Origin of the sequence: Nesterenkonia cremea, assembly GCF_014642675.1 — a bacterium.
GTDB lineage: Bacteria > Actinomycetota > Actinomycetes > Actinomycetales > Micrococcaceae > Nesterenkonia > Nesterenkonia cremea.
The window spans coordinates 262,356-287,573 of record NZ_BMIS01000001.1; the positions used below are offsets into that span (position 1 = coordinate 262,356).

At 68.1% G+C, this 25,218-nt stretch carries 24 protein-coding genes; 20 read left to right on the forward strand and 4 right to left on the reverse strand.

Annotation, left to right across the window (positions count from 1 at the left end; translation table 11 throughout):
• Window positions 1–108: 108 nt before the first annotated feature.
• Complete coding sequence (locus IEW85_RS01215; RefSeq protein ID WP_188682151.1) at window positions 109–1,290, reverse strand: ferrochelatase; 1,182 nt, start codon at window positions 1,288–1,290, stop codon at window positions 109–111.
• A gap of 72 nt (window positions 1,291–1,362) precedes the next feature.
• Here IEW85_RS01215 and IEW85_RS01220 point away from each other — a divergent pair, with 72 nt between their 5' ends.
• Window positions 1,363–1,911, forward strand: coding sequence for a MarR family winged helix-turn-helix transcriptional regulator (locus IEW85_RS01220; protein WP_229658689.1), 549 nt, complete (start codon window positions 1,363–1,365; stop codon window positions 1,909–1,911).
• A 26-nt stretch (window positions 1,912–1,937) separates the two neighbouring features.
• Here IEW85_RS01220 and IEW85_RS01225 read toward each other — a convergent pair whose 3' ends face one another.
• Together IEW85_RS01225 and IEW85_RS01230 are read right to left on the reverse strand one after the other, a co-directional pair.
• Window positions 1,938–2,606: a response regulator transcription factor gene (locus IEW85_RS01225; protein WP_188682152.1), complete on the reverse strand. Its 669-nt coding sequence runs from the start codon at window positions 2,604–2,606 to the stop codon at window positions 1,938–1,940.
• A gap of 28 nt (window positions 2,607–2,634) precedes the next feature.
• Window positions 2,635–3,867 (reverse strand): sensor histidine kinase, encoded by a 1,233-nt coding sequence (locus IEW85_RS01230; RefSeq protein WP_188682153.1) that lies wholly within the window; start codon window positions 3,865–3,867, stop codon window positions 2,635–2,637.
• A 211-nt stretch (window positions 3,868–4,078) separates the two neighbouring features.
• Between IEW85_RS01230 and IEW85_RS01235 the strand changes: the two genes are divergently transcribed.
• From IEW85_RS01235 to folP, 7 genes are all read left to right on the forward strand, one after another.
• Window positions 4,079–4,960, forward strand: coding sequence for a DUF308 domain-containing protein (locus IEW85_RS01235; protein ID WP_229658690.1), 882 nt, complete (start codon window positions 4,079–4,081; stop codon window positions 4,958–4,960).
• Between the two features lie 113 nt (window positions 4,961–5,073).
• Window positions 5,074–6,255, forward strand: coding sequence for an Rv3626c family coenzyme F420 biosynthesis-associated protein (locus tag IEW85_RS01240; RefSeq protein ID WP_188682154.1), 1,182 nt, complete (start codon window positions 5,074–5,076; stop codon window positions 6,253–6,255).
• Window positions 6,248–7,249 (forward strand): tRNA lysidine(34) synthetase TilS, encoded by a 1,002-nt coding sequence (gene tilS / locus IEW85_RS01245; protein ID WP_188682155.1) that lies wholly within the window; start codon window positions 6,248–6,250, stop codon window positions 7,247–7,249. The genes IEW85_RS01240 and tilS overlap by 8 nt, the downstream gene beginning before the upstream one ends.
• A gap of 50 nt (window positions 7,250–7,299) precedes the next feature.
• On the forward strand, window positions 7,300–7,851 hold the full coding sequence (hpt, locus tag IEW85_RS01250; protein ID WP_188682156.1) for a hypoxanthine phosphoribosyltransferase: 552 nt from the start codon (window positions 7,300–7,302) through the stop codon (window positions 7,849–7,851).
• A gap of 245 nt (window positions 7,852–8,096) precedes the next feature.
• Window positions 8,097–10,094 (forward strand): ATP-dependent zinc metalloprotease FtsH, encoded by a 1,998-nt coding sequence (gene ftsH / locus IEW85_RS01255; protein ID WP_188682157.1) that lies wholly within the window; start codon window positions 8,097–8,099, stop codon window positions 10,092–10,094.
• Window positions 10,087–10,692 carry a GTP cyclohydrolase I FolE gene (folE, locus tag IEW85_RS01260; protein ID WP_188682158.1) on the forward strand — a complete coding sequence of 202 codons (606 nt, stop codon included), beginning with the start codon at window positions 10,087–10,089 and terminating at the stop codon, window positions 10,690–10,692. Before ftsH ends, folE begins: the two co-directional genes overlap by 8 nt.
• A 24-nt stretch (window positions 10,693–10,716) precedes the next feature.
• The gene (gene folP / locus IEW85_RS01265; RefSeq protein WP_188682159.1) at window positions 10,717–11,589 is read left to right on the forward strand and encodes a dihydropteroate synthase; all 873 of its coding nucleotides are present in this window, start codon (window positions 10,717–10,719) and stop codon (window positions 11,587–11,589) included.
• Between the two features lie 56 nt (window positions 11,590–11,645).
• On the opposite strand, the gene IEW85_RS01270 is transcribed toward folP, so the two are convergent.
• Entirely contained in the window at window positions 11,646–12,569 is a 924-nt protein-coding gene (locus IEW85_RS01270; RefSeq protein ID WP_188682160.1) for a cation diffusion facilitator family transporter, read from the reverse strand.
• 157 nt (window positions 12,570–12,726) lie between these two features.
• Here IEW85_RS01270 and folK point away from each other — a divergent pair, with 157 nt between their 5' ends.
• From folK to IEW85_RS01330, 12 genes are all read left to right on the forward strand, one after another.
• On the forward strand, window positions 12,727–13,803 hold the full coding sequence (gene folK, locus IEW85_RS01275) for a 2-amino-4-hydroxy-6-hydroxymethyldihydropteridine diphosphokinase (protein ID WP_188682161.1): 1,077 nt from the start codon (window positions 12,727–12,729) through the stop codon (window positions 13,801–13,803).
• Between the two features lie 26 nt (window positions 13,804–13,829).
• A complete protein-coding gene (locus IEW85_RS01280) occupies window positions 13,830–14,420 on the forward strand; it encodes a DUF3180 domain-containing protein (RefSeq protein WP_188682162.1) in 591 nt (196 codons plus the stop codon).
• Window positions 14,401–14,934 (forward strand): PH domain-containing protein, encoded by a 534-nt coding sequence (locus tag IEW85_RS01285; protein ID WP_188682163.1) that lies wholly within the window; start codon window positions 14,401–14,403, stop codon window positions 14,932–14,934. Before IEW85_RS01280 ends, IEW85_RS01285 begins: the two co-directional genes overlap by 20 nt.
• An 8-nt stretch (window positions 14,935–14,942) precedes the next feature.
• Window positions 14,943–16,769 (forward strand): PH domain-containing protein, encoded by a 1,827-nt coding sequence (locus IEW85_RS01290; RefSeq protein WP_188682164.1) that lies wholly within the window; start codon window positions 14,943–14,945, stop codon window positions 16,767–16,769.
• A gap of 123 nt (window positions 16,770–16,892) precedes the next feature.
• On the forward strand, window positions 16,893–17,834 hold the full coding sequence (locus IEW85_RS01295; RefSeq protein WP_229658691.1) for a Rossmann-like and DUF2520 domain-containing protein: 942 nt from the start codon (window positions 16,893–16,895) through the stop codon (window positions 17,832–17,834).
• 154 nt (window positions 17,835–17,988) lie between these two features.
• The gene (locus tag IEW85_RS01300; RefSeq protein WP_188682165.1) at window positions 17,989–18,735 is read left to right on the forward strand and encodes a hypothetical protein; all 747 of its coding nucleotides are present in this window, start codon (window positions 17,989–17,991) and stop codon (window positions 18,733–18,735) included.
• Window positions 18,736–18,764: 29 nt separating this feature from the next.
• Window positions 18,765–19,730, forward strand: a complete 966-nt coding sequence (gene panC / locus IEW85_RS01305; RefSeq protein ID WP_229658692.1) for a pantoate--beta-alanine ligase — start codon at window positions 18,765–18,767, stop codon at window positions 19,728–19,730.
• Window positions 19,731–19,765: 35 nt separating this feature from the next.
• Window positions 19,766–21,751 (forward strand): M13 family metallopeptidase, encoded by a 1,986-nt coding sequence (locus IEW85_RS01310; RefSeq protein ID WP_188682166.1) that lies wholly within the window; start codon window positions 19,766–19,768, stop codon window positions 21,749–21,751.
• Window positions 21,752–21,787: 36 nt separating this feature from the next.
• Window positions 21,788–22,804, forward strand: coding sequence for a DMT family transporter (locus tag IEW85_RS01315; RefSeq protein WP_188682167.1), 1,017 nt, complete (start codon window positions 21,788–21,790; stop codon window positions 22,802–22,804).
• A 37-nt stretch (window positions 22,805–22,841) separates the two neighbouring features.
• Window positions 22,842–24,395 (forward strand): lysine--tRNA ligase, encoded by a 1,554-nt coding sequence (gene lysS / locus IEW85_RS01320; protein ID WP_229658693.1) that lies wholly within the window; start codon window positions 22,842–22,844, stop codon window positions 24,393–24,395.
• 24 nt (window positions 24,396–24,419) lie between these two features.
• Complete coding sequence (locus IEW85_RS01325; protein WP_188682169.1) at window positions 24,420–24,572, forward strand: hypothetical protein; 153 nt, start codon at window positions 24,420–24,422, stop codon at window positions 24,570–24,572.
• 197 nt (window positions 24,573–24,769) lie between these two features.
• Window positions 24,770–25,072 carry a histone-like nucleoid-structuring protein Lsr2 gene (locus tag IEW85_RS01330; RefSeq protein ID WP_188682170.1) on the forward strand — a complete coding sequence of 101 codons (303 nt, stop codon included), beginning with the start codon at window positions 24,770–24,772 and terminating at the stop codon, window positions 25,070–25,072.
• The last annotated feature ends 146 nt before the right edge of the window (window positions 25,073–25,218 follow it).

Sequence of the window (25,218 nt, forward strand, 5' to 3'; positions counted from 1 at the left end):
ACGCCCCACCGTCTCTTATGTCGAGTGGCCTGTCTGAGTGCGCAGAACAGCTGCGCGGCGACTCAGGCAGGCCACTCGATGTGTTTCAAGGCTTCTCGCGGCACCAGATCATGGGGCGACGCCGGCCGCTGCCGGTTTGAAGCCGGCTCGGACGTTCTCGCAGCAGCCCGGCCGGCAGACGTCGAACCAGGGGCCCAGGGGGGTCTCTGCGGTCCGGCGGTTCGGCTCGGTTCCGGCCATCCGCTCCTCGATCAGGTCTGCCAAGCCGGAGACGAAGGCAGGGTGGACCCCAGGGGTGGCAGTGCGGACTGCCTGAAGGCCAGCCTCCTGCGCGGCTTCCATGGCCTCCTCGTCCAAGTCCCACATGACTTCCATGTGGTCGCTGAGGAAGCCCAGCGGAGACACCACGACGGCGCGCACACCCTCTGCCGGAAGCTCGGCGATGCGGTCGCAGACGTCCGGCTCCAGCCAGGGCTGGGAGGCCGGCCCGGAGCGAGATTGGTAGACGACCTCCCAGTCAGGAACGTTCTGTTCGTCGTGTTCCTGATGGATGCGCTCCATGACTCGTGCGGCTACGTTCTGGTGCTGCGCCGCGTAGGCCCCGCCCGGGCCGAAGTCCTGGTCGCGGGGGCCTGAGCGCTCAGCATCGTCGACCGGGATGCTGTGAGTGCAGAACAGAACTCGGATCTCGTCATCCGCCAGGCCCTGGCTGCGGAGTTCGGAGACGGCCGTGCCCACAGACTCCACGAAGGGCTCGACGAAGCCGGGAGCATCGAAGAACTGCCGGACTTTGTCGATCTGCACTCGGCCCGCCAGGCCCGTGCTGATCAGGGCTCGAGCGAAGTCCTCGCGGTACTGCCGGCAGCTGGAGTAGGAGCTGTAGGCGCTGGTGGCCAGGCCCAGCAGGCGGGTGTGTCCGGCGTCGGCGGCCTCCCGTACTGTGTCCTCCAGATAGGGCGCCCAGTTACGGTTCCCCCAGAGGACAGGCTGTCTGACGCCGCGGCGGCGCAGCTCCTGTTCCAGCGCCTCGCGCAGCCGGCGGTTCTGCTCGTTGATGGGGCTGACGCCTCCGAAGTGCCGGTAGTGGTGGGCGACTTCTTCGAGGCGCTCGTCCGGGATTCCTCGGCCGCGGGTAACGTTGCGCAGGAAGGGTATGACGTCCTCTTGGCCTTCCGGCCCTCCGAATCCGGCGAGCAGAATGGCGTCATACTCCTGAGGGCGGGTGACGTGGGCGTCGCCTGCCGCGGAGGCCTCTGCGGCGTGCGGGACCGGTTCGTGCTGTGCGCTCATGACGGGGCTCCTCGAAAATCAGTTAGCCTAGCTAATAATTAGCTTAGCGCAGTAGTTGGAGGTTCTGTCCAGTTGGGCGATGCATCGAGACCCGAGCATCCGGATCCTTCCATGGTGGATCCGCGGGTCATGGACCCTGCAGGTGAGCTTATAGCCCATGGAGAGTTGTCGGAGGAAGACCTCGACGGTGCTGTGGCCGTCCTGGAGGCGCTGGGACGTTGGCGCCGGGCTGAGCGGCGCATGAGCGAGGCCTCACGCCTTTACATGAACCTCGGCGAGACCGATATGCGAGCCATTCGGCTTGCCGTGGCTTCCCAGCGTTCCGGCGAACTGACGACTCCGCGGCGCCTCGCCGAGCATCTGGGAATCTCCATGCCCTCGGTCACCAAGCTGCTGGACCGCTTGGCCCAGGGCGGACACATCCGCAGGGCTCCGCACCCTCTGGATCGCAGGAGCACCACTGTTGAGGTCACCGAGGAGACCCAGCGCGCAGCGCGTGAATCGGTGGGCCGCAACCATGCCGAGCGGCTCCGGGTGGCCGCCGAGCTGAGCGGGGACGAGCGCCAGACAGTCATCCGCTTCCTCAACGCTTTGGCCGCGACTGAGCCAAGACAGGGATGAGCGCCGGACTCAGCGCTCCAGCAGGCTCAGCGCTCCAGCAGGTCTAACCGGGCCTGGGCCACCAGCACCGCCAGCTGGGCGCCGGAATCCGCGCCGGCCTTGCTCATGCCGCGTCCGATGGTGCTCTTGACCGTGCTGGGGGAGATGAACAGCCGCCGGGCGATCTCCTCATAGGTCCTGCCCGCGCCCACCAGGTGGGCGACTTCGATCTCCCGCTCGGAGAGCCCGGACACCTGCCGCCGTGCGGCATCGCATACCGGATCTGCCGGGGGCGTCACATAGGTGGCGATCAGCCGCGAGGTCAGCGCCGGGGAGATCATCGGGTCCCCGGCGTGGGCCATTCGGATCCCCTCCGCAAGGGATGTGGTGGCATCGTTCTTCAGCAGGAAACCGGTGGCACCGGCGTCCAGGGCGCCACGCATATAGGCGTCGGTGTCGAAGCTGGTCACCGCCAACACTGCCGGCGGGTTCAGCCCGTTCCGGATCCGCCGGGTGGCCTCCACTCCGTCCATATCGCCCTTGAGCAGCAGGTCCATCAGCACCACATCCGGACGGTGGGTGCGCACGGCCCGGATCGCCTCAGGCCCGGTGGTCGCACGGCCGACGACGGCGATGTCCTCCTCGCGGCCGAGGATGCGTTCCAGAGAATCGAGGACGAGCGTCTCGTCGTCCACCATGACTGCCGTGATCTGCACGTCCAGGAGTCTACCGGCCGGCACCCCCTCACTCGGCGGACACCGCTCCCTCCGCCACCCAGGGCAGCATCACTGCGAGGCTGAACTCCTCGCCCTCGTGCCGGACCTCTACGGATCCGCCCAGCAGCTCGGCCCGCTCACGGATGCCGATCAGCCCGGTCTGTGAGCCTCCGGAGAAGCCCGACGCCGCCCCGGCCCGGTTGCCGAACCCCAGGCGCACCCCCTGCTGCGGGTTCCCGGTGAGGCTCATCCGGACCACCTGGTCCGCGCTGTGCCGCAGGGCATTGGTCAGCGCCTCCTGAGTGATCCGCAGGATCGCCCGCTGCAGCGCGGCCGGTGCTCCGGAGTAGCCGTCCAGCAGGATGTAGGGGCGGATGTCCAGTCCGGAGGCGGCGGCGTCGTCGAGGATGTCCTGCAGGTCCGGGATGCCGGCCGGGGTCTGGGCCGGAGCTGCGGAGGAGGCGCCGGATTCCCGCAGCGAGGCCAGCAGGATCCGTAGGTCCGTCAGCGCCTGATCGGCGTAGCGGCGGGTGGTCCGCAGAGCATCGTCGAGCTGCTCCTCATCCCCGCGCTGGGCGGTCTGCTCCAGGCTCCCGACCTGCAGCGACAGCCCGGAGAGCCGCCCGGCCAAGGTGTCATGGACCTCCCTGGCCAGGTCCTCGCGCTCACGCCGGCGGGTCAGCTCATCGGAGAGCTGCTCGCTGCTGTGCTGTGCCGACTGCGCATCCGCCTGGGCCCGCTGGGTGGAGCGCCGCTGCCGCGCCCACAGGGAGATGCCCAGCACCAGGCCCAGGCAGATCACGGTCAGGCAGGTCACCAGCATGCGTCCGGTCTGTTGGTAGTCCTCATCCGGCCAGTCGCCCAGCCGCAGCAGATGGATCACCGCGCTGAGCGGGATCAGCGCCAGCCCGACGCCGGCCACGGCCCACTGCCACCGGCGGCGGCACCGCACCATCCACACTGTCAGCCCCACCGCGAGCACGAAGGGGTCGGTCTGCAGGACGAACACTCCGGCGGCTCCGCAGATCATCGGCACCAGCGGCGCCCGGCGGTACCAGGGCAGGGTCAGCAGGATCAGCATGCCGAAGAAGGCAGTGATCGCGCCGGCGTCGGTGATCTCGTCGGTCTCCGGATCCATGGTGGCCGGGGAGGTCATGGCCGCTGAGACCAGCACCAGCAGCCCGATGAAGATCATGAGGGTGACGATCTGCGCAGAGATCAGCAGGCGGAGAGCCGGGTGGAGCCGCTTTCGGGGGAGCATTCAGTCAGTCTATGGAGGTCCACCGACATCTCTGAGCGCGGATCGGTCAGAGACAGATGCCCGATCGGGCACCCCGGTCCGCCTGATCCGACGTCCCGGAAAGACCCAGACTTCGGAAGGCTCGGAAGAGCACACCGACGTGCATCACTCGACCACCTGGTCACCTGATCACCGAATCACATTCGACACCGAAGAAAGCGCAGGTACCCCCATGTCCGCTCCAGCCCCCGAACACCTCCCCGAGACCAACGGCTCCGGGTCTCAGAGACCCGGCCGCAACGTACTGGGCCTCATCGCGCTGATCACGGCCATCCTGGGCGCGATCTTCGCCTGTGTGCCCGGTGCGCTGATCCTCGGCTGGATCCTGCTGCCCATCGCTTTCGTGCTCTCCCTTGTCTCGCTGTTCCTGCAGGGCAAGCGGCGCGGGGCCGGCATCGCGGGGCTGATCGTCTCGGTGGTCGGCACCATCATCGGGGTCATCGTGTTCTTTGCTGTGGTGACCGACGCCTTCGATGAGGCCTTCACCGATGAGACCACCGCCAGCGAGCCCCAGGAGGATGAGGGCGCTGAGGAGACCGAGGACCAGAACGGCGCAGAGGAGCAGCCGGCCGCCGCTGAAGAGGACGGTGAAGGCGCAGAGGCGTCCTCCGACGAGGATGAAGACTTGGGCGCCCGGAGCAACCCCTACACGCTGGGCTCTGAGCTATCCTCCTCCGACTGGACGGTCACCATCAACAGTGTGGACCTGGACGCGGATGCGGCCATCGCGGAGGAGAACCCCTACAACGAGGCCGCCGATGAGGGCCACACCTACATCCTGGTCAACGTCACCGCCACCTACACCGGTGAGGACCCCGACGGCGCCACCCCCTGGGTCAGCGTCTCCTACGTCTCCCCGGAGGGGAACACCTTCGGAACCACGGACCGAGCTGTGGTGGAGCCCGAGGGCTTCGACCGCATGGCCACCCTGTACGAGGGGGCCTCCGAGACCGGGAACTTCGCCCTGCACGTCCCCTCGGAGGACATCGAGGACGGTGTGATCTCCGTGGATCCGGACATGTTCGCCGATACGGTCTACGTCGAGGTGAGCTGAGCAGTCTGCACATTCCTTGAGTGGCGCGTCTGGGTGGTCGGAGCACGCTTCTGTCCACTCAGGCGTGCCACTCGGCATATCTGTGCCCTATCCCTCTGTGGTGTGATGGGTGCATGAGCGAGGAGACACTCACCGAGGAACAGGCAGCCGATCTGCTGATCAGCTGGGAGCTGGCGACCACGACGGCGGCCAAGCTCGCCGCCCCCGGCCCTCGGATGAAGCCGCAGGAGGCCGCCGCGGAGGTCGCCGCGCTGCGCGAGGCCGCCGAGGCCGCCGTCGGGCATGTCCACCGGATCACCCAGCTGGAGGCCGCCCGTGAGCTGGGTGCTGAGACCGGCGAGACCCTGGTGGTGGACCGACGGGGCTGGGCGAAGGCCAATGCGGAGAGCTTCCGCGAGCTGCTCGCCCCGGCTCTTGCTGCCGCCGTGGAGCGCAAGCCCGAGGTGGCCCAGGGAGCCGGAGGCGGGCAGAGGTCCAGCGCGCAGGTCTTCGGCTCGGCGGTCACCGGTGCCGAGCTCGGCGGGATCCTCTCCTTCCTCTCCGCCAAGGTGCTCGGCCAGTTCGAGCCCTTCCAGCAGAACCGGCTGATGCTGGTGGCGCCGAACATCGTGGAGGTCCAGCGCGAGCTCAACGTGGTGCCCGAGGACTTCCGGCTCTGGGTCTGCCTGCACGAGCAGACCCACCGGGTGCAGTTCGCGGCCGCACCCTGGCTGGCCGATCACCTGAAGACCAAGATCACCGAACTCTCCGTCAACACCATGAGCCAGGCCGACAGCGTCCCGGAGAAGCTGGTTGAGGCGCTCAAAGGACTGCGCAAGGGGGCGGAGCAGGACACAGGGCAGGGCACTGAGCCCGACGGTGATCTCCCCGCCTCCTCCGGACCGGCTCCCTCAGGATCCCCGCGGAACCGCCTGCTCGCGGCCATCCAGAGCCCGGAGGACCGGGCCACGATGTCGCATCTGACTGCGGTGATGTCCCTGCTGGAAGGTCATGCCAATGTGGTCATGGACGCGGTGGACCACACCATCGTGCCCACAGTGAAGACCATTCGCCGCCGGTTCGAAGAGCGCGGACGCAACCGCGGCCCGTTGGAGAACTTCATCCGCAAGCTGCTTCAGCTCGATGTGAAGGCCGCCCAGTACCGTGACGGCCAGAAGTTCGTGGGCCACATCGTCGAGGCCGTGGGCATGGAGCAGTTCAACCGCATCTGGGAGAAGCCCGAGCACCTCCCCACGGAGGATGAGCTGCATGACCCCGACGCCTGGATCCAGCGGGTCCTGCCCGAGCATGCCTAAGCTTCCCGAGGCCGTGAACCGTGCACGCGCCGCTGTGGGCGGGGTGCTCGAGGCCGAGAAGCTGGCCCTCATCGCCTGCTCCGGAGGTGCAGACTCGCTGGCGCTGGTCGCAGCGGCTGCACATCACGTCCGGCGCGGTCAGGCGCGTGTGGGCGGCGTCGTGGTGGATCATCAGCTGCACCCTGACAGTGCGGAGATCACTGCGAAGGCGGCCGCTCAGCTGCGCGATCTGGGGCTGGACCCAGTGCTCACCCTGGCCGCCGACGTCGATCCCTCCAGCCCCGACGGGCCGGAGGCGGCGGCGCGCAGCGCACGCTACCGGGCGTTCGGGCAGGCGCTCGCCGAGACCGGGGCGGCCCACATCCTGCTGGCCCACACCCGGGATGACCAAGCCGAACAGGTGCTGCTGGGGCTGGCCCGGGGATCCGGGACTCGCTCGTTGGCGGGGATCCCGGCCCGGCGCGGCCCCTTCCTGCGTCCGCTGCTGGGGCTCAGCCGCAAGGAGACGGAGGCCGTCTGCACCCATGAGGGTCTGAGCTGGTGGGAGGACCCGGCCAATGCCGATCCCAAGTACCTGAGATCGCGGATCCGCACCGAGATCCTCCCCACTCTGGAGCAGCGGCTCAGCGGGTCCATCCGAGAGTCGCTGGCGCGGACCGCGCAGATCGCTGCAGAGGATGCGGCCTATCTGGAGGCCCAGGCCAAGGAGGCCTTCGCACGGCTGCTGGAGGACCCTGATGAGCAGGGCGACCTGCGGCTTGACCTGGAACGACTCGTTGCGGAGTCGCCTGCCATCCGGCGTCGGGTGATCGCCTTGGCTGTGGTCGCCGTCGGGGGGTCCAACCCGTCCAGCGAGCGGATCGCGGCGGTGGAACAGCTGCTGGTTCGGCAGGGTTCGGCCGGTCCGGTGGAGCTGGAGGGTCATGTCAGGGCCGAACGAGGCACGCGAGATACGTCGGATTATGGAAAACTTGTCCTCGGACCCCGCCGCTAGGGGCGGAATCCTGCAGAACTACCGCCATATCGAGGAGCAGCTCAGCACTCATGGATGCCCAGGACGTCAAAGACGATCTCACCGAAGTCCTCTACACCAAGGAAGAGATCGACGAGAAGATCAGAGAGCTCGCAGCTCAGATCGACCGGGACTACGAAGGCAAGGACGTCCTGCTGGTAGGAGTGCTCAAGGGCGCGGTCATGGTCATGGCCGATCTGTCCCGAGCGCTGAAGTCCCACGTGACCATGGACTGGATGGCGGTCTCCTCCTACGGCTCCGGCACCAAGTCCTCCGGCGTGGTCCGCATCCTGAAGGACCTCGACGCCGACCTGATGAACCGCCACGTGCTCATCGTGGAGGACATCATCGATTCCGGCCTGACCCTGTCCTGGCTGAAGTCCAACCTGGAGTCGCGCGGCCCGGCCTCGGTGGAGATCTGCACTCTGCTGCGCAAGCCTGACGCCGTGAAGGTGGACATCGACGTGAAGTACGTCGGCATGGACATCCCCAACAAGTTCGTGGTCGGCTACGGCCTGGACTTCGCGGAGCAGTACCGGAACCTGGACGTCATCGGGATTCTGGCTCCGCATATCTACGAGTGATCCCCGGCGGGACGAGCTGATCGTGTGAGCCCTGCTGGAGCGCAATTGCCGTGAGCTTTCTGCAACGCCGCGAGTTATATCTCGCGGCAATGCCGAAAGCTCGCGGCATTTCTGCGTCTGGGCCTCGCCCCCACCTGCACCGCCGCTCTGCCAGGCGCGAACTTTACGCCCTGGCACCCACCCATGTCAGCGGCGTCCAGTACCGTATGAGTCAGACTTTTCCTCAGCGCGTATGACGGAGCTGCATGAACTTCAAGAAGATCTTCACCGGTCCGTTCTTCTGGATCATCCTGGCGGTGGCCGGGCTCATGCTCGTGGTGCCTCTGCTGTTCAACACCGGCAGCGGCGGCGAGCGTGTGGACACCAACGTCGGCATGGAGCTGATCCAGGACGGCCAGGTCACTGAGGCGCAGATCGACGACGGCGACCACCGCGTCGAGCTGCAGCTCGAGGAGGCCTACGAGCAGGATGGCGACGATCTGGGCGATCTCGTCCACTTCTACTTCTCCCAGGCGCGCGCTGAGACGGTGGCGGACGCCATCGCTGAGGCCGATCTTGAGGGATACACCGATGAGCCGGAGCAGTCGAACTGGCTGCTCTCCATGCTCGGGTTCATGATCCCCTTCCTGATCATCGCGCTGCTGTTCATCTGGCTGCTCACCCGCATGTCGGGCGGCGGCGGCCGGATGATGCAGTTCGGCAAGTCCAAGGCCAAACAGTTCGACAAGGACATGCCGGAGGTGAACTTCTCCGACGTCGCCGGCGCTGAGGAGGCGGTGGAGGAGCTCCACGAGATCAAGGAGTTCCTGGCCGAGGCCGAGAAGTTCCAGCGCCTGGGAGCCAAGATCCCCAAGGGTGTGCTGCTCTATGGCCCGCCCGGCACCGGTAAGACCCTGCTGGCCAAGGCTGTGGCCGGTGAGGCCGGCGGCGCCTTCTACTCCATCTCCGGCTCTGACTTCGTAGAGATGTTCGTCGGCGTCGGCGCCTCCCGCGTCCGCGACCTGTTCAAACAGGCCAAGGAGAACTCCCCGGCCATCATCTTCGTCGATGAGATCGACGCCGTAGGCCGCCAGCGCGGCGCCGGCGTGGGCGGTGGCAACGATGAGCGCGAGCAGACGCTGAACCAGCTGCTGGTGGAGATGGACGGCTTTGAGGCGAACGCCAACATCATCGTCATCGCCGCCACCAACCGGCCCGACGTCCTGGACCCCGCACTGCTGCGCCCGGGCCGTTTCGACCGGCAGATCCCCGTGGAGGCGCCCGATTTCGCCGGCCGCAGGGCCATCCTGGAGGTCCATTCCAAGGGCAAGCCGCTCGTGGAGGAAGTGGACCTGGCAGCTGTGGCCCGCAAGACCCCGGGCTACACCGGTGCTGACCTGGCAAACGTCCTCAACGAGGCCGCGCTGCTGACCGCTCGCTCCAATGCGGACTTGGTCGATGACCGCGCCATCGATGAGGCCATCGACCGCGTCATGGCCGGCCCGCAGAAACGCACCCGCCTGATGAAGGAGCATGAGCGGAGGGTGACCGCCTACCACGAGGGCGGCCACGCCCTGGTGGCTGCGGCGCTGAACTACTCTGCCCCGGTCACCAAGATCACCATTCTCCCCCGCGGTGGTGCCCTGGGCTACACGATGGTCATCCCCGAGGACGACAAATACTCCACCACCCGCAATGAGCTGCTGGACCAGATCGCCTACGCCATGGGCGGGCGCGTGGCCGAGGAGCTGATCTTCCACGACCCCTCCACAGGTGCCGCCAACGACATCCAGAAGGCAACTGACACCGCCCGGAAGATGGTGACCGAATACGGCATGTCCGCCAAGGTCGGCTCCGTGAAGCTGGGCTCCGGGGACACCAGCCCCTTCCTGGGCAAGGAGATGGCCTCCGGCAGAGAATACTCCGAGGACCTGGCCGCTGTGGTGGACGCCGAGGTGCGCGCCATCATCGAGGAGGCCCACGATGAGGCCTATTGGGCTCTCTACGAGAACCGCCACATCCTGGACCGCCTGGCCGAGGAGCTGCTGCGTGTGGAGACTCTCAACGCCCATGAGGTGGCCGAGATCTTCGAGGACGTGACGAAGCGCCCGGTCCGCCAGGTCTGGGAATCGTCCCCGGACCGCCCCATTACCGTCACCTCTGAGGTCGTCCCGGAGGACGAGCGGGACGAGCCCGAGCAGCCGCAGGTGCTCGCACAGCGGGACGAGCCGCAGGATCAGCAGGAGGAGGACTCAGATGTCTGAGTTCACGCTGGAGGATGAGACGCCCCGCCACGGCGGAGTGGACCTCCCACGCATCGAGGCCGCCGTCCGCGAGATCCTGCTCGCCGTGGGCGAGGACCCGGACCGCGAGGGCCTGAAGGACACCCCCGCCCGGGTGGCCCGCGCCTACGAGGAATCCTTCAAAGGCCTGACCCAGGACCCCGCCGAACTGCTGGGCACCACCTTCGACATCGGACATGAGGAGCTCGTCCTGGTCCGGGACGTTCCCTTCTACTCCATGTGTGAGCACCACCTGGTTCCCTTCTACGGCCACGCCCACATCGGCTACATCCCCTCCCCGGAGGGCAAGGTCACCGGCCTGTCCAAGCTCGCCCGGCTGGTGGACATCTTCGCCAAACGCCCGCAGATCCAAGAGCAGCTGACCACCCAGGTGGTCGACGCCCTGGTGGAGCACCTGGAGCCCCAGGGCGCCATCGTGGTCATCGAGGGCGAGCACCTGTGCATGTCCATGCGTGGGGTCTCCAAACCCGGTGCCAAGACCATCACCTCCGCCGTGCGCGGCCAGCTCCGCGACTCCGCCACCCGCTCCGAGGCGATGAGCCTCATCCTCCACAAGTGAGGCCCTGGAGAACCTCGAGCAGAGATGACCACAACCCCGATGCCCCCTCCGCAGCGGACCCTCATCATGGGGATCCTCAACCTCACCCCGGACTCCTTCTCCGACGGCGGGCGCCACAGCAGCACCGAGACCGCCCTGGCCCAGGCCGATCGCATGCTCACTGAGGGCGCTGACCTGCTCGACATCGGTGGGGAGTCCACCCGCCCGGGCGCGGACCCGGTCAGCCCTGAGGAGGAACAGCGCCGGATCCTGCCGGTGCTGGAGGAGCTGTTTCTGGCCCGCGGCCTCCCGGTCTCCCTGGACACCCGTCACGCCGCCACGGCCTGGGCCGCCCTGCAGCTGGCCGGGGACCGGGCCTCCGAGCTGATCATCAACGATGTCTCCGGACTGCTCACCGACGAGCAGATGCCCCAGGTCATCGTCCAGGCCGGCTGCCCGATCATCATCACGCACAATCGCGGCGACGCCCAGACCATGCAGTCCAAGACTGACTACGACGACGTCGTCGACGAGGTGATCGACGAGCTGCTCCAGATCCGCGGCTGGTACGTCGATGCCGGCGTCGAGCCTGAACAGATCATCCTGGATCCGGGGATCGGCTTCGCCAAGACCCATGAGCAGAACTGGGAGCTCATCCGAAACCTGGGCCGCTTCACCGAGCTGGAGCATGACGGGGTCCGGCACCGGATGCTCTTCGGAGCCTCCCGGAAGGGCTTCTTGAAGACACTGCTCACTGACGCGGAGGGCAGACCGCGCCCCGCCGAGGAGCGCGACACCGCCACCGCGGTGCTCTCCGGGCAGGCCGCCCAGCACGGCGCCTGGGCGGTTCGGGTCCATGCCGTGCGGCCCAGCGCCGACGCCGTCGCCGTCACCCACCGGATCTGCACCGGCCATTAGCGCGGACTGGGGTCTGACCCGCCCCCTCCAGCTCGAACCGCCTGAAGCGGAGCTCCTCAGAAGTGAGCGTGGGTCTCCTTCTCAGCGATGGAGCCGGTCTCCAGCTGAAAGGTCGAATGTTCCACGGCCACCTCGAAATGCTCCGCCACACAGTCCTTCAGCTGGGTCAGGATCTCCGGGACGCAGCCCTCGCGGAAGCAGGAGTCGTCCACCACCACATGAGCCGAGAGCACCGGCAGCCCCGTGGCCACTGTGGAGGCATGCAGATCATGAACCTCCTGGACATGCTCCAGCTCCAGCATGTGCTGGCGGACCTCCTCCAGGTCCAGCCCACGCGGGGCGAACTCCAGCAGGATCCGGGCGGTCTCGCGCAGCAGCACCAGCGCCCGCGGGATGATCAGCGCGGCGATCAGCAGACCCGCCACGGCATCGGCCTGCTGCCAGCCGGTCAGCCAGATCACCACGGCAGCGGCCATCACGCCCAGCGAGCCCAGTGCGTCAGCCAGGACCTCCAGGAAGGCAGCGCGCATATTGAAGTTCGCCCGCCGGCCCGAGGCCAGCACCGTCAGCGAGGCGATGTTGCCGGCCAGGCCGATGGCGCCGAAGATCAGCAGCTCCACATGCGGGATCTGCGGGGGAGCGCCCAACCGACCGATGCCCTCCACCGCCGCATAGACGCCGATGCCCAGCAGCAGTGCGGCCTGACCGAACCCGGCCAGGATCTCCACCCGACGGAAGCCCCAGGTGCGCTGCGGCGTCGCAGCCCGGAACATCAGGCTGGCCGCGATCAGCGCTACGATCAGCCCGATGCTGTCGGTCAGCGAATGCACCGCATCGGTCAGCAGGGCCAAGGACCCGGTCATCCAGGCTCCGAGGGCCTGGGCTGCCACGATCCCCACGGTGATCGCGCACGCGATCGCCAGCCGTCCGCGGTGGCCGGAGCCGGCGTCGTGGTGTGCATGTGAGTGTCCGTGGCCCATACCGGCACTGTACGGCTCGGCACGCTCAGCTCCAATGGTGCATTCTGGAGTCAGAATCGTTCGCATCACCCGGTGGTTCCGGCGAGACTGGAGATTTCGGGGGGAGAAGCATCAGAATCCCTGAACAAGGGGCCGAAGAGTCTGAGAGAGTTGGACTATGAGCGATACCGTCCGGCTGACAGGCATCACAGCAGAGGGCTTCCACGGCGTCCTCGACTTCGAGAAGTCACAGGGGCAGCCCTTCCGCGTGGACGCAGTCCTCTCCTTGGATCTGCAGGCGGCCGGACGCAGCGACAACCTGGAGGACACGGTCTCCTACGCCGGCGTCGCCGAGCTCATCGAAGACTCCGTCACCGGCCGTCCCTTCGAACTCATCGAAGGCCTGGCCGAGAGCATCGCTCAGCGCATCCTGCTCCTCGACGCCCGGATCGAGGGCGTGGAGATCACCGTGCACAAGCCCCAGGCTCCGTTGGAGCAGAGTTTCACCGACGTCTCGGTCACCGTGGAACGCACCCGCAGCGCTGAGGGCGAGGCCGCAGCGCCCGCCGCTGAGGCCGAGGCCGACCAGGTGGGCCCCTACCGCCGCGTCTCCCTGGCTGATCTGGCCACCGTCTACGACGAGGAGGGGGGCGACCGCGCCGGCCACGAGACCGTCTGGGTCCCGGCCGGCACCCAGCTGGAGCTGCCCCAGGGCACCCGTGACCCTGAGCTGCCCGCGGACTTCCCGGTCCGCGCGGTCATCGCGCTGGGATCCAACCTTCCCGACGCCGCCCTCGGCGCCCCCGCCGAGCTGCTCGCCTCCGCCGTGCGCTCCCTGGGCGAGGCCGACGGCGTCGAGGTGGTCAACTCCTCCCCGGTGGCCCAGACCAAGCCGGTGGGTGGGCCAGAGGGTCAGCCCGACTACCTGAACCAGGTCCTCGAGGTGGAGACCACGCGTTCCCCGCACGCCCTGCTGGACCTGCTTCAGCAGATCGAGGCCGACCACCACCGCGCCCGCGGCGAGGAGGCCGGCGAGCAGCGCTGGGGTCCCCGCACGCTCGACCTGGACATCATCACCTACGCCGTGGCCGAGATCACCTCCCCCCGACTGACCGTCCCGCATCCGCGCGCCGCCCAACGGGGCTTCGTGCTGCTGCCCTGGTCCTGGATGGACCCGGTGGCGCTGCTGGAGGGCACCCCGGTGCGTGAGCTTGCCGAGCAGGCCGATGACGCCGGAGACGTCACCCAGCTATGAACCGACTGCGGCCGGGATGGCTCCTGATGATCAGCGCCTCAGCCGCGCTGCTGGGCCTCTGCGCCACAGTGTTCATGCTCTCCCAGGGCTACGGCTCCCCGGTGCTGCCCATGTCCTCGGCCGTCACGCTGGCGGGGATCGGGGCAGTGGTGCTGCTCCTGGGCCTGCTGGTGTGGCGGGACCAGCGGCACATCACCCAGGCCCGGCGTCGTCGGGACGAGCAGCGGCGCCTGCGGGAGCAGGGTCTGCGCGGATCAGGTGAGCAGCCGGCGTCGGGACCTGCCAAGCCGCGCCGACTGCACCCGCTGCAGGCCGTGCGTGTGGTGGCCGCCGCGCAGGCCTGCGGATACGCCGGGGCGCTGATCGCCGGCTGGCACGCCGGAGTCCTGGTGGACCTGGGACCCGCCGCAGGGCTGAGCGCCCCCAATGCAGGTTCATCCCTGATGATGATCATCGGCGGACTGATCTGGGTCATCATTGGGTTTGTGGTCGAGCAGCTCTGCCGCATCCCACCGGATGAGGGCGGATCTGCCGGCCCCGGAGACGGATACAGCTACGGCGAGGGCGGACCGCCCGCGCAGAGACCAGAGGAGGGGTATGCCCGCGGAGCGACCTGAGGCAGCCAATGAGCCCATCGACCCGGCAGGGGTCGAGTGGACCCGGGTGGACGAGAAGTACATCCCAGTCGGGTTCATCAGCGGCGTGCTCGGATGGCTGGCGGTCTTCGCCGCAGTGGGCACCCCGCTGGTGCTCGACGCGCTGGACATCATCGGAGGGATCCCGCTCTGGCTGAGCATCCCGGTGGGCGTGGTCCTGGTGATCTGGGCGGCCGTGGACATCGCGCTGATCCCCCGGCAGGCCCGCGCCATCGGCTATCACGAGCGTGAGGATGACCTGCTGATCCGCCGCGGCATCCTCTTCCAGAAGCTGGAGGCCGTGCCCTACGGCCGCCTGCAGTACGTGGACATCCAGGCGGGTCCGCTGATGCGGAAGTTCGGGCTGTGCACGGTGCAGCTGAAGACGGCATCCTCAGCCACCGACGCCTCCATCCCCGGAGTGGTCCGCAAGGAGGGCGCCCGTCTGCGTGAAGAGCTCTCCGTCCGAGGCCAGGCCCGCCTGGCCGGTCTGTGAGGCCCGGTATGACCGATCCGCAGAACGAGTGGGAGCAGACCGAGGCTGAGGGCCGCGCTGAGGAGCCGGTCGAGGCTGAGGAGGCCCGGCCGGAGGAGAGTGCGCCGGAGGAGCCGATCGAGGACGGCGCCGGCGCTGGTGAGCCCTGGTTCGACGAGACCTGGACCCGTGTCCACCCGCTGAGCCCCTTCGTGCGCGGCTGGGTGACGGTGGCCGCCGTGCCGGTGATCGTCTTCGGCTACAACTGGCAGATGTGGCGGGACCTTTGGGACCTGTGGCGCTCCGGCGAGCTGGTGGCCAGTGTGGAGCGGAATCCGCTGCCCTACGTCTTCGGCTCCGGCGGCGCCCTGCTGCTCATCCTCTGCATCTTTGTGGGCTTCGTGCTCTCCTGGTGGTTCACCCGCTATAAGGTCACCGCCGACCACGTGATGGTGAAGTCCGGGATCTTCGTGCGCCAGCACCGCCAGGCCCGGATCGACAGGGTCCAGGCCGTTGACCTGCGGCAGCCCCTGGCCGCACGGCTCACCCGACTGGCCGAGCTGAAGTTCGAGGTGGCCGAGGGCGACGGCACCGCGGCCACACTGGCCTTCCTGAGGAAGTCCGAGGCCGAGGAGCTGCGCGCCGAGATCATGGACCGCGCCTCCGGCAGGGAGGAGCTGGCCCAGCGCACACGGCGTCCCGACGCCGACGCCGCGCCTCCTGCTGAGGGGGCCGAGCCCGCCCCCGGTGACGCGCCCGGCAGCGACCGCCCCGAGGCCGAGCCGCAGGGCGCGGTCGAAGGTGCTGCCGGGCAGCAGCCCACCGAGCACCCTCCCGCAGGGCCTGCCCCCGCCGCCCACCACACCCCTGACCGGCAGATCACCCGGGTCCCCACCGGGCGCCTGATCGGCTCGGTGCTGATGGGGGTGGGGACACTGTTGCTGCTGCTGGTGGTCGCGCTCTCCTTCACCGGAGGGGCGATCGCGCTCGTGGTGACCACAGACGGCGGCATCGGGGCCGCCCTGGCCGAGCTGCGGGAGGACTTCAGTGTGGGGGAGCTGATCAGCGTGGCGCCTACGCTGCTGCCGGCGCTGATCGGTCTGCTGGCGGTCTACTACCAGGGCTTCAGCAAGGGCTACGGCTTCACCGCCACGATGACTGAGGCCGGCCTGCGGCTGAAGTACGGCCTGCTGGAGACCACTACGCAGACTGTCCCGCCGGGGCGTGTGCAGGCCATCCAGATCCAACAGACTGTGCTGTGGAAGCCCTTCGGCTGGTACCGGATGGTCGTGAGCGTGGCCGGCTACGGCACTGCCGGGCAGCGGAACACGCTGCTGCCGGTGGGGCGGTTCGAGGATGTCATGGCCGTGGCGGCCGAGATGTTCCCGGACCTGCAGGTGGAGAACCCGGAGGCCCTCTTCCGCGAGGGCGTGAGAGGCTGGGGGACCCGCGGCGGCTTCACCGAGGTGCCGCGTCGGGCCTGGATCTTCGACCCCCTGGTGCGGCGTCGTCGTGGGTTCTGTGCCACGCCCACCGCCCTGATGATCCGTGACGGCGTGGCCCTGCGGATCCTCAGCATGGTCCCGCATGAGCGGATCCAGTCGCTGGGGATCACCCAGGGGCCGATCAAGCGGAAGTTCGGGCTGGCGAATCTGCGGGTGCACCTGCCTGGCGGCCCGATCCTCGCGATCACCGCCAATCAGGAGGTGGACGCCGTCAAGGAGCTCTTCGAGCAGGAGTCGGCCTACGCCGCCGTGGCGCGGCGCTACAGCGACCGCAACCAGTGGATGCTGCCGGAGGAGCTGCGCGAGTTCGAGAAGAAGGTGGAGGAGGCCGTCGACGCCGGCCACGCCTGAGCCGCTGCCGGCGTCGGGGTCCGCACCTCTACACTTGTGTGGCACTGTGCGGCGTTCTGAAGCGCCTGACGCCGGCCCAGAGCGCCTCACACTGCCCACGCAACTGATCTGAAGGAGGCGGCGGTGACCCAGCAGCCCATCGACCCCTATGCGGCCGAGCAGGATCCCTCCCAGCGGGACGGGCGGCTCGGCGTCGGGGTGATCTCCACCGGGAAGGTGGGCGCGGTGCTCGGTGCCGCGCTGCGCGCCGCCGGACACTCTGTGGTGGGCGCCCACGCCGTCTCTGAGGATTCGCGCAGCCGGGCCGAGTCCCTGCTGCCGGACGTCCCCGTCCTGGAGATCCCCGAGATCCTGCGCCGGGCCGAACTGGTGCTGCTGGCCGTGCCCGACGACGTCCTGCCCGAGGTGGTCTCCGGGATCGCCGAGGCCGGACATATCCAAGCCGGGCAGCTGATCGTCCACACCTCCGGGCGCTATGGCACCGGAGTGCTGGGTCCGGCTCAGCAGGCTGGGGCCATCGGGCTGGCCATCCACCCGGCGATGACCTTCACCGGCATGTCCATGGATCTGCAGCGACTCAACGCCTGCGCCTTCGCAGTCACCGCGCCGGCGCCGGTGCTGCCCATCGCTCAGGCGCTGGTGGTGGAGATGGGCGCCGAGCCGGTGGTGGTGGCCGAGCAGGATCGCGGCACCTATCACGCGGCCCTGGCTCATGCCTCCAACCACCTGAACACCATCACCGGGCAGGCCGCGGAGATGCTCAGCCGGATCGGCGTGGAGCAGCCCGACCACGTGCTGCGCCCGCTCATGCATGCCTCCCTGGACAATGCGCTGGCCTCCGGGGAGGGCGCGTTGACCGGGCCCATCGCCCGCGGGGACATCAACACGGTGCGGCACCATGTGGAGCTGCTCTCGGAGGGGACGGAGAGCGCCTCCGCTGCTGAGCTTCCTGCCGATATCCGCACCGCCTACCTGGCCATGGCCCGGGCCACCGCCCAGCGCGCCGTGGACCGCGGCATCATCACCGAGGCCCAGGCCGCCGAACTGCTGGACCTGCTGGGCTGAGCTGGCTGGGTGGCGGGCTGGCTGGTGGCGGGCTGAGAGCTGGTGGCGGTCCGGTTTGCGGGCGCGCCGCCTCCGCAGGGAGTTTTCCGGGTGCTGGCCTGGACCATAGGGTGGTCGGGTCAGCCACAGCGCAGAAGGGAAGACGATGCAGGACATGACTGCCGCGCCCCGAGTCGAGGCTCGTGCTTCAGCACTCCGCTTCTCGCGGCCCGGCTCTGCCCGCCGCGCTGTGGCACTGTTCGCAGCGCTGCTGGCCGTGGCCGGCGTCGTCGGGTGCTCTGCCGAGGATTCCTCCACAGATCTTCTTGACGTCTCGCCCGACCCGCAGGCGGAGAGTCCAGATCCTCTGGACTCACAGGCGCTGGAGGCCATCCGCGGCACTGAGGGTGTGGACCGGGCCGATCCCTGGTTCCAGGCCTTCCTTGAGGTGCCGCAGGATCAGTGGCCCGACGCCGAGACCAACCCGGGCGGCATCGCCGCGACTCCGCTGATCCCCGGCCGCACACCGGAGGTGGTCAGCGGCAGCATCCCGGACGGCGGGCTGGAGCCTGACCAGGCCGTGGTGCCTCATGAGGTCGAAGGCGGCAGCCTGGAGGGTCTCGTCGGGGAGACGGTGGCCTTCACCTATACCGAGGTCACCGGACCGCAGGAGGGCGAGCCTGAGGAGCTCGAGCTCGAGGTGGTCGCCACCATCGACAACGAGGATCCCGGATCCGACGGCCCGCAGCCGGCCTATATGGACTCTGAGACGCTGTGGAGCCTCATGGAGGACGCCGGGCAGGTCCCCGACGGCCAGTACAGCCGGATCATCGTCTCCGTGGAGGAGGGCCAGGATCCGGATGACGTGGAGGAGAGCCTCGAAGGGGAGGGCTTCGCCGTCCACAGCGCACGTGAGGCCTGAGACCCACACCCGCCGCTTACACTGGGTCCGTGACTGAGATCCGCGTGATGCGCACGGCCGCTGAGCTGCGCGCCGCCGTCGTCGAGTCCCTGCGCCAGACCGCCCGGGAGCTTCCCGCAGGAACTGTCCCTACGCTGGGCTTCGTCCCCACCATGGGTGCCCTGCACAGCGGCCACAGCTGCCTCATCGACGCCGCCCGCGCCGAGGCAGATGTGGTGGTCGCCTCCATCTTTGTGAACCCGCTGCAGTTCGACGACGACGCCGACCACCGCGTCTATCCGCGCCAGCTCCAGGCCGATGTGGAGCTGCTCCAGGCCCACGGCGTGGACCTGGTCTTCGCCCCCGAGGTGCAGGAGATGTACCCCGGCTACCCTGAGGGGCCCCTGGTGCGGGTGGACGCCGGAGAGCTCGGCCGCCGTTGGGAGGGCGCTTCCCGTCCGGGCCACTTCGACGGCGTGGTCACCGTGGTCAATAAGCTCTTCAACATCGTCACCCCGCAGGCTCCGGCCCGCATCCAGGCCTGGTTCGGGGAGAAGGACGCCGAACAGCTGGCCGTGATCCGGCGGATGGTCGCCGATCTGAACCACCCCGTGGAGATCCGCAGCCTTCCCATCATCCGGGAGCATTCAGGCCTGGCCCAGTCCAGCCGCAACCAGCGGCTCTCCGAGCAGGAGCGCCAGGAGGCCCTCGCCCTCTCAGCGGCCCTGTTCCAGCTGCGTGACCGGGCGGCCCAGGGGCAGCCGCTGGAGGTGGACGGCGTCGTCGCCCAGCTGGATATGGCTGACGGGGTGGACCTGGACTATCTGGTGGTGGTCGACCCCACCACGCTGCTGGAGATCGAGCCCGGAGAGGAGCAGGCCGCCGGCAGCGAAGTCCGCCTCACCGAGGATGAGGTGCTGCAGGACCGTGCCCTGGCACTGATCGCAGCCCGCGTGGGGCCGGTCCGGCTGATCGACAATGTGGAGCTCGGATCGGACGCCGGATCCCAGGTGTAGGCCTGCGGTGATCCGTGCGGGTGTAGGTTGGAGAGATGACCACTGAGACCTCCTCCTTCCCCTACATCGATGACTCCATCCGGCCGCAGGAGGATTTCCAGAAGCACGTCAACGGCGCCTGGCTGAAGACGGCGGAGATCCCCTCCGACCAGGACTCCTACGGTTCCTTCTTCGAGCTGCGGGACAAGGCTGAGGCTGATGTCCGTGCCATCCTGGAGGAGGCCGCCTCCGGTGCCTTCGAGGGCACCGAGTTTGCCGAGGTCGCAGCGCGGGTGGGCGGATTCTTCGCCTCCTTCATGGACGCCGAGCGGGCCGAGGAGCAGAAGTTCGCTCCCGTCCAGAGCTTCCTCGACGACGTCGACGCCGTCAGCTCCGCTCAGGAGCTGGTGCGGCTCTCCGCCTCCTGGCAGCGCTTTGGGATGGATGGCATCGTGGCCGCCGGATCCCTGCGCGACGCCGGCAACCCGGAGCGCGAGCTCTGGCACATCATCCAGGACGGCATCGGTCTGCCCGATGAGTCCTACTATCGCGAGGACGCCTACGCGGAGATCCGCGAGGAGTACCAGAAGCACCTGGCCCGCTTCCTGATCCTGGGCGGCATGGAGGCCCGTACCGCCGAGGAGGCCGCCGCCGACGTCCTCGGGCTGGAGAAGACCATCGCCTCCCACCACTGGGATGTGGTCACCACCCGCGACGCCCAGAAGCGCTACAACCTGAAGACCCGCGACGAGGTCATCGAGCTCATGCCGCTGGTCACTGAGGCCTTCGCCGGCTGGGGCCTGACCGAGTCCCAGACGCGGGAGATCGTGCTGACCCAGCCCGATGTCCTGCCCGGCATGCAGGCCGCGCTGACCAGCATCAGCCTGGAGACCTGGAAGCACTGGCTGCGCATCCAAGTGCTGCGCTGGGCCGCCCCGCTGCTGCACGAAGAGATGGTCCAGGAGCACTTCGGCTTCTACTCCAAGACCCTCAACGGCGTCCCGGAGCTCAAGGAGCGCTGGAAGCGCGGCGTGGCCATGGTCAACGGCCATCTGGGCGAGGACGTCGCCCAGATCTACGTCTCCCGGCACTACCCGCCGGAGGCCCGCCAGGCCATGGACGAGCTGATCGAGGCCCTGTTGGATGCCTACCGACACTCCATCTCCACGCTGGACTGGATGGGGGAGGAGACCCGGCGCAAGGCCCTGGAGAAGCTGGAGGCCTTCCGACCGCTGGTGGGGTATCCGGCGCGCTGGATCGACTACAGCAGCGTGGAGGTCAGCCGCGACGACGTCGTCGGGAACGTGGCCCGGGCCGCTCAGTTCGAGTGGGAGCGGGACGTGAAGAAGCTCGACGACGGTCCGGATCCGGACGAGTGGCATATGACCCCGCAGACGGTGAACGCCTACTACCACCCGCTGGAGAACGTGATCTGCTTCCCGGCGGCCATCCTGCAGCCGCCCTTCTTCTCCGTGGAGCGGGACATGGCGCAGAACTTCGGCGCCATCGGCGCAGTGATCGGTCACGAGATCGGCCACGGCTTCGATGATCAGGGATCCCGCTACGGTGCCGACGGCTCGCTCACCGACTGGTGGACCCACCAGGACCGTGAGGCCTTCGAGCAGCGGACCAAGAAGCTGGTGGACCAGTTCGACTCGCTGATCCCCTCCGCTCTGGAGGACCACGAGGGCGACCACACGGTCAACGGAGAGCTGACCTTGGGCGAGAACATCGGCGACCTCGGCGGCCTGGGCATCGCGCATCAGGCCCTGGCCCTGTGGCGCGAGCAGCAGGGCGTGGAGCCTCAGGAGATCGACGGGTACAGCGAGGACGCACGGTTCTTCTTCGCCTGGGCCCAGGCCTGGCGGCATGTGACCCGCCCGGAGCGGGCCATCACGCTGCTGAGCATCGACCCGCATTCGCCGGCCGAGTTCCGCGCCAACCAGATCGTGAAGAACCTGGACGCCTTCCACGAGGCCTTCGGTACGGCAGAGGGCGACGCCATGTACCTGGCACCCGATGAGCGCGTCACCATCTGGTGATTCCGCGCCGGCAGAGCCGAGGAGGCAGGTGAGCTGATGACCACGGCCCAGGGGAGTCGGCAGCGGAGCGGCCAGGGGCGCGAGCAGGCGAGTGGACGCGGCCTCGGGATCGGGGCGATCACCCTCACCTCGGTCCTGTGGGGCACCACCGGCACCGCCGCCACCTTCGCTCCCGACGCCGGCCCCTTCGCCATCGGTTCAGCCGCGCTGGGGATCGGCGGGCTGCTGCAGGCGCTCATCGCACTGCCCGCGCTGCGGTCCGCCCGCCACCGGCTGCGCGCCCACTGGGGGCTGCTGGTCCTGGGCGGGCTGGCTGTGATGATCTACCCACTGGCCTTCTACAGCTCCATGCACTACGCCGGGGTGGCCATCGGCTCGGTGGTCTCCCTGGCCTCGGCGCCGCTGGCCTCCGGGATGCTGGAGCGCCTGGTGGACGGCAAGCCGCTGAGCCGCTGGTGGATGCTGGCCGCCGGCCTGGGGATCACCGGCAGCACGATGCTCTGCCTGGCCAAGATGAACGAGCCCGCCTCCTCCACTGCGGAGACGGTGGGCGGCATCGCCGCCGGGCTGGTGGCCGGTGCCACCTACGCCACCTTCTCCTGGGCGGTGCACCGGCTGATGGAGGAGGGCGCGGGCCGAGCCGCCTCGATGGGGGCGGTGTTCGGCGTCGGGGGTCTGCTGCTGATGCCGGTGCTGGTGATCACCGGAGCGCCGCTGATCGCCGGGCCGGAGGCCTTCGCCGTGGCGGCCTATATGGCGCTGGTGCCCATGTTCCTGGGGTACCTGCTCTTCGGCTTCGGCCTGACCCGGGTGCCGGCGAGCACCGCCACCACGGTGACCCTGACCGAGCCGGCGGTGGCGGCGCTGCTGGCGGTGATCATCGTGGGCGAGCAGCTCTCCGGTTTGGGCTGGGCCGGACTGACCGTCATCGCCGCCGTGCTGGTGATCCTGGCCGTGGCGCCCTCCAATGCCGCGGAATCAGGCGGATCCGTCCGTCGGACAGAAGGCCGCGGGACCGAGGACGAGCACCGGGAGCCGATGCCCGTTCCGTGAAGTGGCACCCTATGCGCCCATAGGGGACAATTGGGGCGTGACTGCCGAGAACACCACTGCTGAGACCACTGCCAAAGACCTCAACACCAATGACCAGCGCGCCGTCCGCATGGATAAGCGCGAGCGTCTGCTGGGCCGCGGCGTCCAGCCCTTCCCCGTGAAGGTGGAGCGCACCGGATCCCTGGCCGAGGTGCGCAAGCGGTTCGACGGCACGGTGGAGGCCGGTGAGTCCACCGGTGAGACCGTCTCGGTCACCGGGCGTGTGATGTTCATCCGCAACACCGGCAAGCTCTGCTTCGCCACCCTGCAGGAGGGCGGCCCCGAGGGCGCCGGCTCCCGCCTGCAGGCCATGATCTCTCTGGCCGAGGTGGGCGAGGAGGCCCTGGCCGGCTGGAAGGCCCTGGTGGACCTGGGCGACCACGTCCGCGTCACCGGTGAGGTGGTGGTCTCCCGCCGCGGTGAACTCTCGGTGATGGCCAACAGCTTCGAGATCGCTTCCAAGGCGATCCGCCCGCTGCCGGTGCTGCACGCCGAGCTGAACGAGGAGACCCGCGTGCGCCAGCGCTACGCGGATCTGATCGTCCGCGATGAGGCCCGGGAGATGGTCTATCAGCGCGCGGCCATCACCCGTTCCATCCGCGACTCTCTGCACTCCCACGACTACGTGGAGGTGGAGACCCCCATGCTGCAGCTGGTCCACGGCGGCGCACAGGCGCGTCCCTTCGAGACCCACCTCAACGCCTTCGACCAGGACATGACGCTGCGCATCGCCACCGAGCTCTACCTGAAGCGCGCAGTGGTCGGTGGGATCGACCGCGTCTACGAGATCGGCCGTGTGTTCCGCAACGAGGGCGTGGACTCCACACACTCCCCGGAGTTCACCACCCTGGAGTCCTACGAGGCCTGGGCGGATATGTACACCATGGCCGAGCGGATGCAGGAGATGATCCGCAGCGCCGCCGACGCCTGCGGTGTCGGACGCCAGGTGGAGGTCGCAGGTCCCGACGGCGAGCCGGTGACCGTGGACCTCGACGGCGAGTGGAAGTGGCTCAGCGTCTACCCCGGCCTCTCCGAGGCGGTGGGCCAGGAGATCACCCCCGAGACCTCGGCCGAGGTGCTGCGCAGGATCGCCGAGAAGCACGAGGTCACGGTGGATCCGGCCTGGGGCGCCCAGAAGCTGGTGGTGGAGCTCTTCGGAGAGATCGTGGAGCCCCAGCTGATGCAGCCCACCTTCGTCTGCGACTACCCGCCGATCGCGCAGCCGCTGGCCCGCGAGCACCGCGAGAAGCCTGGCGTGATCGAGGCCTGGGATCTGATCATCGGCGGCATGGAGCGCGGCACTGCGTTCTCCGAGCTGGTGGACCCGGTGGTCCAGCGTGAGCGCCTGGTGGAGCAGTCCCGCATGGCCGCTGAGGGCGATGACGAGGCCATGCAGTACGACGAGGACTTCCTGCGTGCCCTGGAGTACGGCGCGCCGCCGATGGGCGGCCTGGGCCTGGGAATCGATCGCCTGGTCATGCTGTTCACCGGAGTAGGAATCCGAGAGACCATCCTCTTCCCGCTGCTGAAGCCGGAAGTGGACAACTCATAAGCCTGAATAGAGGCGAGGAATTCAATGGAAAACTTCTGGACGTATTTCGAAGTTCTGGCCCCGTCGGTCGGTGTCGGCCTGCTGTTCTGGCTGGCGATGCGCTCGATCTTCAGAGCTGACCGCAAGGAGCGCGGCGCCGAGGCGCAGGTGCGCGAGGAGCTGGGCCAGGACCGCTGAGAGGCGCTGAGCCTGCGGCGGAAATCACACTGGTTTCCATCATTCTCTTCAGCTCAATACCTGAAAATAACCTGAAAGCCGAGAAGTTGACCAGCAAAGAAAATTCTTGGGATACTTTCTGTGTCTGATATCCCTTCTGAGAGTGCGGCCGGATCCGGTTTGTCTGAGCATTCTCTCAACTGAGCAGTGAGGTGCATATGGCTCAGAAAGTAGAAGTCGTCCTCGTCGATGATCTCGACGGCAGCGAAGCGAAAGAGACCGTGACATTCGGTCTGGACTCGCGGTTCTACGAAATCGACCTGAGCGAGGACAACGCCAAGGAACTGCGTGATCTCCTCAAGCGGTACATCCGCAAGGGCCGGGCCATCGCGCCGCCGTCTCCGCAGAACGAGGCGCGTCAGATCCGCGACTGGGCCGTGAAGAACGGCTACCAGGTCTCCAGCCGTGGTCGTCTGCACCGCGACATCGTCGAGGCCTACCGCAACGCCAAGAAGCGGTAAGCGACTTTCAGCAGATCAAAGGGGGGGGGTGGCCCTGAGGAGATTCCTCGGGGCCGCCCCTTTTGCCGTTCGGTTGTCGCACAGGTGTCGGAATAGAGGCGATATCGAGCTCTTTCCGACACCTGCGCGCCACCTGAACGGAGAAG